The organism is Roseomonas marmotae (assembly GCF_017654485.1).
Taxonomy (GTDB): domain Bacteria; phylum Pseudomonadota; class Alphaproteobacteria; order Acetobacterales; family Acetobacteraceae; genus Pseudoroseomonas; species Pseudoroseomonas marmotae.
In genome coordinates this window covers 43,124-57,187 of the sequence record NZ_CP061093.1, presented here as the reverse complement: position 1 = coordinate 57,187, position 14,064 = coordinate 43,124, and the positions used below count along the sequence as shown (strand labels likewise).

General features: G+C 70.5%; 15 protein-coding genes. 6 read left to right on the top strand and 9 right to left on the bottom strand.

Annotated elements, in window-relative coordinates:
* Positions 1-12: 12 nt before the first annotated feature.
* The 4 genes from flgG to motA are packed head-to-tail and all read right to left on the bottom strand — an operon-like array spanning position 13 to position 4,906.
* Positions 13-795: a flagellar basal-body rod protein FlgG gene (flgG, locus tag IAI58_RS18305; protein ID WP_207448709.1), complete on the bottom strand. Its 783-nt coding sequence runs from the start codon at positions 793-795 to the stop codon at positions 13-15.
* Positions 796-820: 25 nt separating this feature from the next.
* Positions 821-1,576 carry a flagellar hook basal-body protein gene (locus tag IAI58_RS18300; RefSeq protein WP_207448707.1) on the bottom strand — a complete coding sequence of 252 codons (756 nt, stop codon included), beginning with the start codon at positions 1,574-1,576 and terminating at the stop codon, positions 821-823.
* Position 1,577: 1 nt separating this feature from the next.
* The gene (locus tag IAI58_RS18295) at positions 1,578-4,007 is read right to left on the bottom strand and encodes a hypothetical protein (RefSeq protein ID WP_207448705.1); all 2,430 of its coding nucleotides are present in this window, start codon (positions 4,005-4,007) and stop codon (positions 1,578-1,580) included.
* A 5-nt stretch (positions 4,008-4,012) separates the two neighbouring features.
* Positions 4,013-4,906 (bottom strand): flagellar motor stator protein MotA, encoded by an 894-nt coding sequence (gene motA / locus IAI58_RS18290; protein ID WP_207448703.1) that lies wholly within the window; start codon positions 4,904-4,906, stop codon positions 4,013-4,015.
* Positions 4,907-5,014: 108 nt separating this feature from the next.
* On the opposite strand from motA, the gene IAI58_RS18285 reads away from it, so the two are divergent.
* The gene (locus IAI58_RS18285; RefSeq protein ID WP_207448701.1) at positions 5,015-6,028 is read left to right on the top strand and encodes a hypothetical protein; all 1,014 of its coding nucleotides are present in this window, start codon (positions 5,015-5,017) and stop codon (positions 6,026-6,028) included.
* Between the two features lie 421 nt (positions 6,029-6,449).
* Complete coding sequence (locus IAI58_RS18280; protein WP_207448699.1) at positions 6,450-7,217, top strand: FkbM family methyltransferase; 768 nt, start codon at positions 6,450-6,452, stop codon at positions 7,215-7,217.
* 2 nt (positions 7,218-7,219) lie between these two features.
* Here the strand turns inward: IAI58_RS18280 and IAI58_RS18275 are convergent, their stop codons facing one another.
* Positions 7,220-7,546: a hypothetical protein gene (locus tag IAI58_RS18275; protein WP_207448697.1), complete on the bottom strand. Its 327-nt coding sequence runs from the start codon at positions 7,544-7,546 to the stop codon at positions 7,220-7,222.
* A gap of 166 nt (positions 7,547-7,712) precedes the next feature.
* Between IAI58_RS18275 and IAI58_RS18270 the strand changes: the two genes are divergently transcribed.
* Positions 7,713-8,360 carry a hypothetical protein gene (locus IAI58_RS18270; RefSeq protein WP_207448695.1) on the top strand — a complete coding sequence of 216 codons (648 nt, stop codon included), beginning with the start codon at positions 7,713-7,715 and terminating at the stop codon, positions 8,358-8,360.
* 80 nt (positions 8,361-8,440) lie between these two features.
* On the opposite strand, the gene IAI58_RS18265 is transcribed toward IAI58_RS18270, so the two are convergent.
* Genes IAI58_RS18265 through IAI58_RS18250 form a run of 4 tightly spaced genes read right to left on the bottom strand, consistent with a single transcriptional unit; the run spans position 8,441 to position 11,255 of the window.
* Complete coding sequence (locus IAI58_RS18265) at positions 8,441-9,130, bottom strand: MotE family protein (RefSeq protein ID WP_207448693.1); 690 nt, start codon at positions 9,128-9,130, stop codon at positions 8,441-8,443.
* Between the two features lie 19 nt (positions 9,131-9,149).
* Positions 9,150-9,716 (bottom strand): hypothetical protein, encoded by a 567-nt coding sequence (locus IAI58_RS18260; RefSeq protein ID WP_207448691.1) that lies wholly within the window; start codon positions 9,714-9,716, stop codon positions 9,150-9,152.
* Complete coding sequence (locus IAI58_RS18255; RefSeq protein ID WP_207448689.1) at positions 9,713-10,795, bottom strand: FliM/FliN family flagellar motor switch protein; 1,083 nt, start codon at positions 10,793-10,795, stop codon at positions 9,713-9,715. The genes IAI58_RS18260 and IAI58_RS18255 overlap by 4 nt, the downstream gene beginning before the upstream one ends.
* Positions 10,796-10,799: 4 nt before the next feature.
* Positions 10,800-11,255 carry a flagellar basal body-associated FliL family protein gene (locus tag IAI58_RS18250; protein ID WP_237182520.1) on the bottom strand — a complete coding sequence of 152 codons (456 nt, stop codon included), beginning with the start codon at positions 11,253-11,255 and terminating at the stop codon, positions 10,800-10,802.
* Positions 11,256-11,498: 243 nt separating this feature from the next.
* Here IAI58_RS18250 and fliF point away from each other — a divergent pair, with 243 nt between their 5' ends.
* From fliF to IAI58_RS18235, 3 genes are read left to right on the top strand one after another with little or no spacing between them, the layout of a single operon-like run.
* On the top strand, positions 11,499-13,088 hold the full coding sequence (gene fliF / locus IAI58_RS18245) for a flagellar basal-body MS-ring/collar protein FliF (RefSeq protein WP_208776180.1): 1,590 nt from the start codon (positions 11,499-11,501) through the stop codon (positions 13,086-13,088).
* Complete coding sequence (locus IAI58_RS18240) at positions 13,085-13,762, top strand: hypothetical protein (protein ID WP_207448683.1); 678 nt, start codon at positions 13,085-13,087, stop codon at positions 13,760-13,762. Before fliF ends, IAI58_RS18240 begins: the two co-directional genes overlap by 4 nt.
* Positions 13,759-14,046 (top strand): FliM/FliN family flagellar motor switch protein, encoded by a 288-nt coding sequence (locus tag IAI58_RS18235; protein WP_207448681.1) that lies wholly within the window; start codon positions 13,759-13,761, stop codon positions 14,044-14,046. The genes IAI58_RS18240 and IAI58_RS18235 overlap by 4 nt, the downstream gene beginning before the upstream one ends.
* Positions 14,047-14,064 lie beyond the last annotated feature (18 nt).

Below are 14,064 nucleotides of genomic sequence, written 5' to 3'. Positions count from 1 at the left end.
CCTTCGTCTCCTTTACCGGACGTTGTTGGCGGTCTGCATCATCTGGTCGCTGGCCTCGATGACCTTCGAGTTCATCTCATAGGCCCGCTGTGCCTGGATCAGCTGCGTGATCTCCTGCACCACATTCACATTGGAGGCTTCCAGGTAGCTCTGCCGCAGCTTGGCATAGCCGGGGTCCGAGGGCAGGCCCGCATTGGGCTGGCCGGACGCCTCGGTCTCCAGGAACTTGTTGCCGCCCGTCGCTTCCAGCCCCGCCTCGTTGGCGAAGAGATAGAGGGCGATGCGCCCCGCATTCTGCTGCTGCCCGCCGGCCTCGGTGATGATGACCTCGCCCGCCTGGTTGATGGTCACATCCTTGGCGTCCTGCGGGACGGTGATGGCGGGCTCCAGCGGGTAGCCTTCGGTCGTGACGATCTGCCCCTCGGGCGAGAGCTTGAAGCTGCCGTCGCGCGTATAAGCCATGGTACCGTCGGGCAGGGTGATGCCGAAATAGCCGCGCCCCTCCAGCGCCAGATCGTATTTGTTGCCGGTTTCCGTCAGCGTGCCCTGCAGGGTGACGCGGTTGACCGCCGCGTTGCGCGTGCCCAGGCCGATCTGCGTGCCCACCGGCAGCACCGTGCCTGCCTCTGAGGAGGAGGAGCCGACGCGTTCGGAGGACTGGTAGATCAGGTCCTGGAATTCCGCCTTGCGGCGGGCGAAGGCGGTGGTGGAGACATTGGCGATATTGTTGGCAATGACCTCGACATTCGTCTGCTGGGCCTGCATGCCGGTGGCTGCGATGCTCATGGCGCGCATGGTGATCTCTCCTGGCTGATGCGGTTCAGTTCGGGCGCCCCAGCGCCTCGATCATCCTGCGGATGCGGCTGTCGTCATCCGCGACGATGCGCTGCACGCTGTCATAGGCGCGCTGCAACGCGGTGAGACTGGCGATCTCAGTGATGGGCTGCACGCTGGAGCCTTCCAGCGCGCCCTGCACCAGCCGCGCCTCGCGCAAGGCAGGGTCGAGCGGGCGCGCATCGCCTTCGGGAATTTCCAGCAGCCCGTCGCCGGCCTTGCGGATGGCGCGGGGCTCGGCGGCCTGGAACAGGCCGATACGCGCCACCTGTTCCGTCCGGCCTTCATTGACGGCGAGCAAGGTGCCGTCGGCGCGGATCTCAATGCTCGAGAAGCGCTCGGGCATCAGGATCCGGCCGCCGCCCTCATCCAGCACCGGACGGCCGGCGATATCGACCAGGCCATTGTCGGGCGCGATACGCAGCCTGCCGTCGCGCGTATAGCCGCGCCCGGCATCGCCGGGCCGCTCCACCGCCAGAAAGGCATTGCCGTCGATCGCCACATCCAGCGGATTGCCGGTGGAGGCGACGCTGCCGGGGCGGCTATCCAGATAGGTGGCACGGTCCTGCACAAAGGCGACCTCGCGCCCCGGCACATCCAGCCTGCTGATATGCGACTGGAAGAGCATGCGGTCGCCCCGATAGGCGGTGGTGCTGGCATTGGCGATGTTGTTGGCCACCACATCCAGCTGCTGGCGCAGTGCCATCTGGCCGGAGAGGCCGATGATGCCGGGACCTTCCATCTCAGCGGAGCCCTTCGGATGGCAGCAGGGCCTCGATCTCCCGGCTGCGGGCGAGGGCGCCATGCAGCCCGCCGATTCCGCTGGTGGAGGAAGGCGGGGCGTCGGTCAGGCGCAGCATGGCCGCGCTCCCGGTTTCCGGCGCCAGCAACTCGGCCGGTACATCGGCCTTCTGCCGCGCCAGGGCGGCGGCGGTGGCCAGCCGCGCCGTGGCCTCCTCCCGCGCGGGAGCGGGCAGGGCCGGGTCGCGCAGCAGGGCGCCATAGGCCGCGCCGGCGGCACGCCAGGACCGGGCCTGGAAAAGCAGTTCCGCCCGGCGGGAGAGGTCGCCGGTGTCGCGCAGCCCCTCGAGCTGCGCTGCCGCCTCTTCCATCCGTCCCAGCCGGGCCAGGGCCTCGGCGGCGACGCGGCGGCTGGCCTCGTCGGGCGGCAGGCTGGCCAGCAGCGCCAGCGCGCGCCGGGGATCGCCCTGCGCCGCCAGGGCCTCCACCCGCGCCAGCAGCAGCATGGCCTCTGGCCTCTGCATCGTCGCGGGGGTGATCTGCTGCGCCAGGTCGCGCGCCGTCTCGGCCAGGCCCTGGCGCAGCAGCAGGGTCACGGCGGCCAGGCGGATGTCGTCGCCGCGCTCGCCCGGAGTGGCATAGCCCTCATACTGCCAGAAGAGGCCCAGCCGCTCATCCGGCGGCGGCAGGTGCTGGCCATCCGGGGCGGGGTTGGCCAGCAGGCGGCGCAGCGCCGTGGCGGCCAGACGCGCGCCGCGGCTTTCCACGCCCGGACGCGCCGAGGCCTGGCTGGCGCCATCGGCCACCGCCAGGGCGGCGCCCAGCGCCCCCTGCTCCAGCAGGCGGTCGGCATAGGCCATGGCGGCTTCCTCCCCCAGCGCTTCGTAGCGATAGGTGCGGAGGGTATCGTTGATCTGCGCCTCCGCCCGCCGGCCCTCGGCGCCCGGGCGGCCCAGGTTCAGCGCCGCCAGCCGGGCACGGGCCTGGATCTCCGGCAGGCTGCGGCCACCGCCACGCAGCGCCTGTTCCAGATATTGCTGCTCATCCGCCCGGTTGCCTTCCTGCCGGGCGAGGCGCGCATACTGCCAGTTGCGCGCCGCCGCCTGGGTGGGGCTGAGCCCGGTATCGGCGCGGATGGCGCCAAGCAGGATGCGCAGCGTGGCCGGGTCATTCTCCACCGCATCGGCCAGCCGCTGCACAAAAGACAGGCGCAGCGCCTGCGGCACCTCCCGCAGCGCGGCGCGGGCGCGGGGGGCCAACGGCGCCAGGGCCGCGCCATCGCCGGCCATGGCGGCGAGCGCCTGCCACAGCGGCAGATCCTCCCGCTGGCAATCGGCGGCCGGGGCCAGCAGCGGGGAATGGGGCGGAATGGGGCGGCCCAGCAGCAGCGTGGCGACATCGCGCACCCGTTCCAGCCGCTCCCGCAGCAGGCCGGCGGGGGCCTCGCCCCTGGCGCCTTCCAGCACCACCAGCGCCTCCCGTGCCAGTTCATGGCCGGCATAGAATTCCGCCAGCGCGACGGCTTCCGTGGTGCCCTGGTCGGAGCGTGCCAGGGCCGCGCGCAGCGCCGGCAGGGCCTCGGCGAAGCTCTGCGGGCCTGTCCATCCCCGCAGGGAGAAGGTGGCGGGGCAGGAAGGGGCAGGCAGTGGCGGCGGCGGGGGGGGAGGAGGTGCGGGGGGAGGAGGCGCAGGGGCAGCCGCCGCCGGCGGGCCTGAAACCAGGGCTGGCGTGGCGGGCTGAGACGGTGACGGTGACGGTGCCGAAGGCAGCATATCGGCAGGGCGCAGGCCGTTCAGCACGGCGAGCTTGGCGATCACCGCTTCCCGCAGGGCCGCGAAATCATCGCCGGTCGCCTTCGGGGGCGGCGGCAGTGCGGCGGCGGCTTGCGGTCCGGCGGGCTCGGGCGGGCGCGGCAGGGTGGCTGCCGGCTGCGTCTCTCCACCACGGGCTGCATGCAGCAGCGCCTCGGCCTGTTCCGGCCGCATCAGCTTCAGCCGCACGGCGTCCTCCAGCAGCTTCCGCTGAGCCGCCTCCAACCCCGGGGGGCTGGCGCGCAGGTCGATATAGAGCATGCCGTCGAAGGATCCGGTCTCAGCCTGGATCGCGGGGCCGCGCAGCAGCAGCACCGTTTCCTCCCCCTCCTGCCGCGCTTCCAGGCCCGCGACCTCGCGTAGCGGGCGGGTGCCCGCGAGGTCGAGGCGATGCCGGCCGCGGAGCCGCAGCTCGAACCCATTGCTTGTTTTTCGCATAGTGTGTGCCGGGATCTTGCCGAGATGCAGCACCACGCGGCCGCGGTCGGCATGCTGCCCGCTCCGCAGCCGCACCGCCGCGGTCTCGGTCATTACGGCCGGCACCGGCTGGGCGGCGGCGGGCAGGGACAGCAGCGCCGCCTGGGTCAGCAGCGTCGAGGCCAGCAGCAGGGAGCGGCGCATCGGGCTTACTCGCCCCCACCTTCGGCATCGGTCCTGAACCGGGCGGCAGTGCGCAGCTGTTCCTCCATCTGGTCGAAGCTCGGCTGCAACTTGGTCGGCACCGATTGCCGGCCGACCTCGACGCAGATCTGCGGCGAGAGATTCTGCAGGTAGCTGGTGATCACCGCGCGGGCGACATCCAGCATCCGCCGCTCCTCCTCGAAGATGCTCTTCAGGCGCGCGGCCATGGGCCCGACCAGGCCATAGGAGAGAAAGACGCCGAGGAAGGTGCCGACCAGCGCGGAGCCGATCATATGGCCCAGCACCTCCGGACTTTCGGAAATGGCCCCGAGCGCCTTGATGATGCCGAGCACGGCGGCGACGATGCCGAGCGCGGGAAAGGCATCGGCCACCGTCTGCAACGCCCTGGCGGGCTTGATATCCTCGGCCGCGCGCTTTTCGATAGTGGCCTCCATCATCTCGCCGACGAGATGGGGATCCTTGTTGTTCAGCGTGATGGTCCGCATCGTGTCGCAGACCAGACCGCTGACCGCGGCATCGCGTGCCAGCCGCGGATAGCGCGAGAAGATGGAGGAGCTGTCCGGCTTCTCGATATGCTTCTCCAGCTTCGCCGCGCCCTCCTTCTGGTGCGTCCGCAGCAGCAGGTAGAGCAGGCTCAGCAGGTCGCTGTAGTCGGTGCTCTTCCAGCGCGGGCCCTTGAAGACCTGGCCCAGCGACTTCAGGATCTTGCGGACGCCGGCACCGTCATTGGCGATGAGCATGGTCATCAGGCCGGAACCGCCGATGATCAGAAGCTCCGGCCCCAGGGCGCCCAGGATCACGGCCATATGGCCGCCGGCGATGAGATAGCCGCCGAAGATGGCGACGAAGACTCCGAGGATTCCGGCGAGCTGGATCATCGATGCGGGGGCCTTGCCTGTGACGCGGGGGGTGCCAGGGTTTTGCTCTTATCATTTCGCATCACAACGTGCTACAGAAGTTTTTCGCATACACCCGCCGGAGGTCTCATGGTTCCCAGTGTGCTCCCCCCGCAGGACAGCCCGCGCCTTACCCGCGTCATGCCGGAAGCCGGCGGCACGGCTGAGACGCTGGGCCGCTACAGCCTCTCCCGGCCCGTCGCCGGCGCCTTGCGGGGCGCGGCGGAAAGCACAGGCGTCGGCTTCGGCGTGCTGGCCGCCAAGGCCGCCATCGAAAGCGGCTTCCAGCCTGCCGCGCAGGCGCCCGGTTCCTCGGCGCGCGGGCTCTTCCAATTCATCGACCAGACCTGGCTGGATGTGGTGCACCGCCACGGCGCCACACATGGGCTGGCGCGGGAGGCCGAGGGCATCATTCGCACCGCCTCCGGCCGCCTCTCCGTGACCGAGCCGGCGGAGCGCGCCCGCATCCTGGCGCTGCGCGACGATCCCGAACTCTCCGCGCGGCTGGGCGCCGAGCATCTGAAGGACGTGTCGGAGGCGCTGACCCCCGCGCTGGGGCGCAAGCCGGATGTGGGGGAGTTGTATCTCGGCCATTTCCTGGGCGTGGCCGGCGCCGACAAGCTGCTGCGCGCCGTGGCCGAGGACCCTTCCCGCGCCGCAGCCGACCTGCTGCCCGGCGCCGCGCGGGCCAATGCCAGGCTGTTCCATGGCGGCGATGGCGCGCCGCTATCCGCCCGCCAGTTCCTGGATGGAATCCGCGACCGGGTGGGGAGGGTCTATGCCCAACTCGGCCTAGAGGCACCGAAGGGGCCGGTGGAATTCGCCGCTGTCACCAGCGCGACCCAGCCGGGGGAAGCCATCGCCAGCGCCGAGCCCTTCTGGTGGGGCAGCGGCGCCCCGGCCCGCGTGGCCCATACGCCTGAGCGGATGATGGCCTCGGCGCTGGTCGAGGTCTTCAGCCGCATGGGGCGGGGGCAGGCGGTCCAGGAGACCGGCACCGCGCCCGGCGAGAGCACCCGCCTGCCCGCCCCGCTGCTGGAGGCGCTGCGGCAGGAGCCCATGCCCGGCCATGCGGCCTCGGCGCAGCGGGCCTATGGGTCGTGAACCGCGATCACTCCATGCCGTGGCCGCGGTCTTCGAGCGTGCTCCATTACGGTGTCACCGTCTCGCTGGCGGGTTACGGTTCCACCTCGCAGGCAAAGACGCCCTCCACCTGTACGCGGGCGTCCACGCGCTGAATCCCTTTCGGCCATCTGGTGGAAGATCACCCGGCTAGCACTCCGAGCATCTGGAACACCAGCTTATCGCCTCGGCTGGCGGCGCCGATCCGCTCGTGCATGCTTGTCAGTCCATGCGAGCCCGGTCGAGACACCTGGCTATCAAGATCAGCCTGGGCACAGGCATCGCGATGATCGCGATCCCAGCGCCGGCTGAATATTGTTCACAAATAAAAACGAAACTGCCATAGGATTCTCACCAGGCGGGGCGAGGGGCTATGGCGCTGAGGTCGAGCGTATTAGGCAGATTGGCACGTAACCTTGCCGTTTCGCGTACCGGGCGGTACTGGCTCTCCAAGCTCAGCAATCACCCGGATCTCGAACCGCTGGCCAACGCGATGGAAAACCGCGTGGAGGCCGGATTGCGGCGTGTCCAGCGGTTTGGCTATGCACCGGACCTGGTCGTCGACATCGGCGCTTATCGCGGCGATTGGACGCGCATGGCGCTCCCGTTGTTCCCCGGCGCGCAGTTCGTGATGCTGGAGGCACAGCCGGAGAAGGCTGAAGTGCTGCACCAGGCCGCGGCGCTTGCGCCTGGGCGCGTCGAGGTGGTGAGCGGCCTGCTCGGTTCCCGCCGTGCCGAGAGCGTGCCGTTCTTCCTGGCCGAGACGGGCTCATCCCTCTACGCCGAGAATACGGCATTCGCGCGCCAGGAGGTCACGCTGCCAATGCGTACGCTCGACGAAGCACTCGCGTCGCATGTGCAGCGGAAGAACGTGTTTCTGAAGCTCGATGTGCAAGGTGCCGAACTTGATGTCCTGGCCGGAGCGAAGACGGTCCTGGACCGCACCGAGCTGATCCTGCTGGAAGTCTCGCTGGTCGATTACAATGCTGGCGCGCCGCGTATGGCGGAGATCGTGGCGCATCTGCACCAACTCGGGTTCCTGCCGTTCGACATCCTCGACCTGCGGCGCATCGGCACGGTGCTGGCTCAGACAGACATACTGTTCGCCCGCACTGGCTCGCCGATCGAGCGGCGAGCCAGTGCGGTTATCGCCGAATATGGGTCTTCCTGACACTAAGCGGCCGTGGCGGCGCGGCGCTCCTTCTCCCGTCGCACATCGGCGCCGTGGTGCAGGCCGGCGGCATAGCATTGGCGTACTGCCGCCAGCATTAGCCGGGAATGCTGCCAGGACAGCGGGGCGCCCGGCATCGGCTCGCGCTGTGCGGCATCGACCACAGCCAGCCCGCCCTCCCTTTCCTCCAGGTTGAAATCGCGCAAGCGGCCGGCCAGCCCGTCTCGCCGGCCCAGCGCGGCAGCCTTGACCATGGCGGCCTCGCCCAGGGCGGGCCAGGGTGCGGCTTTGTTCTGGGCGATCTCGTTCGGGAGGGTCTGCATCGGCATGGGGAGCCTTTCTGGCAGGTTAGGGGATGATCTTTCTTCGCAAGGGGAGCGGGCCTCGTCAAAAGATTTTCGCATAAAACCCGTATTTCGTGCGAAAATTCGCGAAATATTACGATCCCACGTGGCAGGCTGGCCAGCGGAAAACCCATCCTCGCGGAGTGCCGCCATGCCGCCGCAGCGCCAACACGGCTTCAGCCTGCTGACTTCCACCGCCCTGATCGCGCTGGCCGGCGCCGGTGCCGCGCTCGGCGCCCTGCCAGGGCTGGCCGTGCCGCAGCCCTGGGCCGCCGCGCCGCTGCCGCTGTTTGGCCTGGCGCTCTGGCTGCGGCAACGGCAGGAACGGCGCATCGCTGCCCGGCTGCGCGGGTTGCGCATCCGCGTGGCCCTGCCCATCCCGCCCGAAAGCCTGGGCGGGGAGGCACTGGCCTTCCAGCCCGGCGGCGGCCTGTGGCGGGCCCGGCGTCAGGGCTGGCAGATCGACCTGCGGCACGGCGAAGGGGAATTGGCCTGGCAACTGCTTCTGGCGCGGCTGGATAGCCCGCAGCCGGCGCAGCCCCTGGCCAGCGCCGGGTCGCTGGACGCGCTGCTGCGGCTGGCACGTGGACTCCTGCCGCGGATGGCGGAACCCGGGCTGGCCAGCCTGCTGGATTGCGACCTCTGCTTCCCGCTCTCCGGGCTCGATCGGCAGGGCGGTGCCGTCACGGCGCTGGCGGAGGGCGGCTATGCGCTGCTGGGGCCGGAGGGCTGCCGCGCCGTCATCCCGGCCTGGGCGGAAGGAATGATCCGCCGCGGCGGCATGGTCTCCGCCGCCTGAAGGCCGCGGGCGGGGCGCTCACCCCCGCCCGGTTGGCGTCCTGCCGGCGCCCGTCGCCGGGCGCCACGGACCCGCCGGCCCTAGCGCCGGAAGGCGTCGCGCCGCCCGGCGATCTCCTGCGTCACCGCCAGGGCCGAGAGCGGCTCCATATTGGCGAGGATCGGCCCGGCCTGCCGCTCCGGAATCTTCAGCAGGATAATGGCGGCGCGCGGCGCCTCCAGCTTGTCCAACACCTTCGCCGCCTGCTGTGGCCGCATATTGACGTAGAGCGCCACCAGCGCCTCGAGATCAGCCTCGGCAGCCGAACCCTCCCGCACCACCAGCTGCTCCATCTCCTGCCGCAGCCGCGTCAGTTCGGCGATCTGCGCGCGGGCCAAATCTTCGGCGGCCTGCAGGCGGGCCTCGCGCAGCTCCACGGCGCGCTCGCGCCGCTCCACCTCCGCCTGCCGGCGGCCGACTTCCAGCAGCAACCGGCCCTCGCCAGGACGGTCCTCGCCCAGCGGATTGGGGCGTGCCGGGCCAGCCAGGGTCTCGGAGACACGCGGCAGCGCCACCACCCCCTCGCGCAGGGCGACAGGGTGAAGAGGCGGCGCTGGCGGCGGGGCTGGCGGCGCAGCGATGGCCTCGGGCGGCCAGACGGGCAGGAACGCCGTCAATCCCTCCAGCCGTCCCGGCAGCAGTGCCGCCAGCCCCAGGGCCATCAGCGGCAGTCCCAGCCGGGGTCCGAAGAGCCTGGCGGCCGGACCGAACGTCCTTGTCTCAATCCTCATGGATGCGATCTCCCCGGCCTCAGTCCAGCGTCAGGCGGAAGACCCGCCGCTCCGCCGCCTCCGGCATGGCAGGAAAGGGCATTTCCCTGGCCAGCAGCCGCTCCACCGCCAGTTCGGCCAGCACCTCGTCCGATGCCGGATGGCCCGGCAAGGGAGTGGCGGCAAGTTCCAGCAGTGGTGGGGCGCGGCCGGCCAGGCGCTCGGCCAGGCCCAGCGGCTCGGCCAGCTCACGTGGTGGCGCAGCGGCGCGGGCCGCCTGCAGCCGGCGGTTCTGCCGCAGTGCCTGGTCCAGCCGCGCCGCCACTTCCTCCGCCTGGCGGGAGGCGGCGGTCAGCTCCTGCGCCACGCGGCGGCAGGCCTGAATCTTGCTGTCCACCTCGCCGATGCCGTCCTTCACCTTCTGCACGATGCCGCCGGCCGAACCGTCCAGCCGCCTGGAAGCGGCATCGAGCTGATCGATGACATCGCCGGCGGAATCCAGCGCCACGCGCAACCGGCCCATCCGGCGATAGAGCAGGAGGATCCAGCCGGATTGCGCCACCAGCACCGCAATGGCGCCGGCGTCGAGGATCTGCACGAATGTCATCGGGGCGTCTCCATCAGGGTTTCTCCGCGGTCCTCGGGGACGGGCGTGTCGCCGGGCCAGGTCTTCTCGATCACGCAATCCTCCACCCGCAGCACCACGCGGTCGTCACGCGCGGCCATGCGGGCGCGGCAGACCAGCAGGCCCTGGCAGAAGACATCCAGATTGTCCTCGGGCCGACGGTCCAGCGCGATGACGGAGCCGGGCTGCCAGCGCGCCACCTCGGCGAAGGACATGGTCCGGCTGTCGATCACCGCCGTCAGCTCCGCGCTGGCGCGTGGCAGCTCCTCCGCCAGATGGCTGCGCCAGATGGTGTCGCCGCCGACCTTCTTGCCCAGCACCTCCTGGCTCAGCAGGTCGCGCACCGGCTCAATCGAGGCATAGGGCAGCAGGAAGTCGATATGCCCGCCGCGCCCCTCCATGGTGATCTCGGCGCGGAAGGTCAGGGCGGCGGCGGTGGGCTTGGTGATCAGCGCATAGCCCGGCGTGATCTCGAACCGCTCCAGCCGGAAGGTGGCGGGGGAGACGGCCTCGAAGGCGCGGCCCATATCCTGCGTGAGCACGCCTACGAATTTTTCGACGAAGGCGCGCTCGATCGGCGTATAGGGGCGGCCCTCGATCGGCTGCACCGCATTGCGGCGGCCGCCGAGCAGGATATCGACGATGGAGCCGATCAGCCGGGAATCGAGGGCAGCCAGGCAATAGCCGTCCCATTCCTCGATGCGGATGATGCCGATCATCGCCGGCAGGGTGACGGTGTCCAGGAAGGCGCCGACGCGCACGGGGCGCATGCGGTCGATCATGGCATCGGCATTGTCGGCGGTGAATTTGCGGATGCTGGTGGTCAGCAGCCGGGCCAGCCTGTCCACCACGATGTCCAGCATCGGCAGCTTCTCGTGGCGCACCGCGCCGCCGACCAGAGCTTCCAGCCCGGTACGCGCCGTTTCGGTCGCCGCCGGATCGGGGCCGCCGAAGAGGCTGTCGATGTCGCCCTGGCCCATGGCCATGCCGGCGGCACCCCAGTCGGCCATCGGATCCTCCGCCGGTTCCCCGGCGGCGCCATTGTCCTCGGTTCCGCTCATGGCGTCAGGCCAGGACCAGGCCGGTGATCAGTACATCCCGCACCCGCCCCTCGCCCAGCAGCAGGTCGAGGCGGCGGTGCAGGTCGCCACGCAGACGGTCCATGGCCAGAGCCCCGTCGAGTTCCCCGTCCCGCAGCGTGCGGAGATAGAGCACCAGACTGTCATAGATGCGGGGACTGAGCCGCTCCGACGGCTGGTCGGGGTCGGGCACCATCTCCATGGCCAGCTTCAGCCGCAGCTGACGTGGGCGGCCGGCATTGGGCAGGGTCAGCGTCATCTCCGGCAGCTCGACGAAGACGGGCCGGGCCAGGGGGGGCAGGGCGCCCTCCTCCCCGGCATCCGCAGCCATGCTGAAATGAAGAATTTTTCGCATGGAATCGGGAAGGCCTGGCACCAGGGTCCAGGCAGCGGTGCCGGCGCCGCCCAAGAGCAGCAGCGCTCCCAGGCAGAAGAGCAGCATACGGCCGCCGCCCCTACGTTGGTTTTTCGCAGAAAGGTCGATGATTGAGGCGGACATGGCGGGGAACTCCCGGCAGATGCGATTTTTCGCGCGACAAGAGCAGCGGCGGCAGATGTAACCCGATGCGCTTTCGCATTCCATGCCAAAAACGTCTGGCACCGCAAAGCCCACGGCTTCTATGACCGCGGGGGGATATGCGAAAGATGGATGGTCAGAGCGGGACGACAGGTACCGATGCAGCAGGTGAGCACCCTCCGACCCGGATTCGACCTTGGCGCCCTCGGCCCCGCGCTGGCCCGGCTGGGCCCGGTGAAGCTGGGTGCGATGGCCGCGGTGGCCGCCGCCGCCATCCTGGCCGTGGTGCTGGTGGCCCGCGCGCCGCAGGCGACCAACGGGCTGCTCTATGCCGGGCTGGAGCCCTCGGAGGCCGGGCGCATCGTCGCGCGGCTGGAAGAGATGAAGGTGCCGGTCGAGGCGCGCGGCGACGGAACGGTGCTGGTGCCGGCCGAGCAGGTGGCGCGGCTGCGGATGCAGCTGGCCGGCGAGGGCCTGCCACGCCAGGGCGGCGCCGGCTACGAGCTGCTCGACCAGGCGAACCCGATGCAGATGACCTCCTTCATGCAGCGCATCCAGCGGGTGCGGGCGCTGGAGGGGGAGCTGGCGCGCACCATCATCACCATGCAGGGGGTGCGCAGCGCCCGCGTCCATATCGTGCTGCCGGAGCGTGAGAGCTTCTCCCGCGACGCGCCGCCGCCCACCGCCTCCGTCACCGTCATCACCGCCACCGGCCAGCGGCTCGGGGCCTCCCAGGCCTCCGCCATCCGGCTGCTGGTGGCGGGTGCCGTGCCGCGGCTGCGGCAGGAGGATGTCTCGGTGGTCGATCCCTCCGGCATCGTCCTCGCGGCCGATGGCGGCAGCGGCGCCGTGGCGGGGCGGATCGGCGAGTTGCGGCAGGCGCAGGAACAGGCGCTGCGCCAGGCGGTGCTGGACCTGCTGGAACCCATTGTCGGGCGCGGCAGGGTACGGACCGTGGCGGCGGTGGAGATCGAGGGCGCGCGCACCGTCGCGCGGGCGGAAACCTATGACCCCATGGGGCAGGTGGAGCGCGGCCGGCAGAGCCAGACGGAGGCCGAGAGCAGCGAGGACGGGCGTGGCCAGCAGCCCGTGACGGTCGGCCAGAACCTGCCCAACCAGCAGACCGGTGGCACTGCGCAGCGGAGCGCCAGCACCGCCCAGCGCAGCAACGAGACCATCAACTACGAGATTTCCTCGAAGGTCGAGGAGACGACGCGCGAGCCGGGCGCGGTGAAGCGTGTCAGCATTGCCGTGGTGGTGGATGGCGTGACCGGGCCGGATGGTGAAGTGCAGGAACGCCCCAGGGAGGAACTGGAGCGGCTGGCGGCGCTCGTGCGCTCGGCTGTCGGCTTCGACGAGAAGCGCGGCGACCGCGTGACGGTCGATACCCTGCGCTTCATCCCCGATGAGGGCGCGGGCAGCCTCGCCTCCGCCGACGACCCGGGCGGATGGCGGATGAGCAACGCCCAGCTGCTGGTGGCCGGGCTGCTGCTGGTGGGAAGCCTGGGCACCATCCTGTTCCTGCTGCGCCGCCGCAGCCGCCTGCGCCGCCTGGCCGCTGCCCTCGCCGTCGCTGATGCCGCCGCCGCGGAAGCCGCCATGGCGCTGGATCCGATGGAGGAGGCCATCGCCACGGTGGGCCAGGATATCCAGATCCGCATCTCCTCCCTGAATGCCTTGAATGAACTGATCGACACGCGGCCGGAGGAAGCTCTGTCCGTGGTGCGGGCCTGGATCCAGGAAGGGGCGCCGGCATGACCCCGATGGCCCGCCCCTATCTGCCGCCCTCGCTGGGCGCCCTGCTGGCGGGGGAGGATGGTTCCGCCGCCCGGCTGCGGGAGGAGGAGCGCCTGCGCGCCGCCGCCTTCGAGGCCGGCCGCCGCCGCGGCCATGAGGAGGGCCTGGCCCAGGGCCGTGGCGAGGGCGCCGCGCAGGCGGAGGCCGCGGCGGCGGCGCGGCTGGAAGACGAATTGTCCCGCCGTGCCGCGCAGGGCGCGCAACTGGCCGCCCAGGCGCTGGAGCGCCTGCTGGCCGAACGCGCCGAGGAGCGCCGGGTGATGGATGGCGAGGCCCGCGCCGCTGTCGTGGCGGCGCTGGAGGCCGTCTTCCCGCAGCTGCTGGCGCGCGCCGCCGGGGCCGAGGTGGCGGCCATGCTGGCCGAGGCGGTCAGTATGCGCGGCGAGGATGTCATCCTCCTGACGGCCCATCCCGAAACTCTGGCTGCCTTGCAGCGGGATGGGTTCCCCCCGACGGGGGATGCGCCTTCCCGCCTGCGGCTGCTGCCGGAGCCCGCCATGCCGCCCGGCAGCGCCGAGGCCAGCTGGGTCTCCGGCGGCCTTGTCTATCGTCCCGATGTCCTGGCGGCACAGGCCATCGCCATTCTGGAGGCGCCCCGCGCCCCCGCCGAGCCTTCGCAGGAGATCAAGCCATGACCAGCGAACTTCCCCTGGACAGCGACAACCCGTTCCTGAGCGAGCGCAAGCCGCGCATCATGGATATTCCCGTCAATGTGCAGGTGGTGCTGGGTAACAAGCGCCTGCCGATGGCCGCGTTGTTCAATCTCAGCCGGGGCTCCGTCATCGAATTCGACAAGAAGGTGGGGGAGCCGGTGGACCTGCTGGCCAATGAGCGGCTGATCGCGCGCGGCGAGATCCAGATCACCGATGACGGCCGGCTCTCGATCTCGATCACCGAGATCGTCTCATCCGCCGCCTGACCGACCGTTCCTGACAGA

Coding starts and splice junctions, on each gene's coding strand:
- IAI58_RS18270 (WP_207448695.1), top strand. CDS start 7,713: ATGCCGCCGCAGCGCCAACACGGCTTCAGCCTGCTGACTTCCACCGCC.
- IAI58_RS18255 (WP_207448689.1), bottom strand. CDS start 10,795: ATGAGCGGAACCGAGGACAATGGCGCCGCCGGGGAACCGGCGGAGGAT.
- IAI58_RS18295 (WP_207448705.1), bottom strand. CDS start 4,007: ATGCGCCGCTCCCTGCTGCTGGCCTCGACGCTGCTGACCCAGGCGGCG.
- IAI58_RS18300 (WP_207448707.1), bottom strand. CDS start 1,576: ATGGAAGGTCCCGGCATCATCGGCCTCTCCGGCCAGATGGCACTGCGC.
- flgG (WP_207448709.1), bottom strand. CDS start 795: ATGCGCGCCATGAGCATCGCAGCCACCGGCATGCAGGCCCAGCAGACG.
- IAI58_RS18240 (WP_207448683.1), top strand. CDS start 13,085: ATGACCCCGATGGCCCGCCCCTATCTGCCGCCCTCGCTGGGCGCCCTG.
- IAI58_RS18250 (WP_237182520.1), bottom strand. CDS start 11,255: ATGCTGCTCTTCTGCCTGGGAGCGCTGCTGCTCTTGGGCGGCGCCGGC.
- IAI58_RS18265 (WP_207448693.1), bottom strand. CDS start 9,130: ATGAGGATTGAGACAAGGACGTTCGGTCCGGCCGCCAGGCTCTTCGGA.
- IAI58_RS18235 (WP_207448681.1), top strand. CDS start 13,759: ATGACCAGCGAACTTCCCCTGGACAGCGACAACCCGTTCCTGAGCGAG.
- motA (WP_207448703.1), bottom strand. CDS start 4,906: ATGATCCAGCTCGCCGGAATCCTCGGAGTCTTCGTCGCCATCTTCGGC.
- IAI58_RS18275 (WP_207448697.1), bottom strand. CDS start 7,546: ATGCCGATGCAGACCCTCCCGAACGAGATCGCCCAGAACAAAGCCGCA.
- IAI58_RS18285 (WP_207448701.1), top strand. CDS start 5,015: ATGGTTCCCAGTGTGCTCCCCCCGCAGGACAGCCCGCGCCTTACCCGC.
- IAI58_RS18260 (WP_207448691.1), bottom strand. CDS start 9,716: ATGACATTCGTGCAGATCCTCGACGCCGGCGCCATTGCGGTGCTGGTG.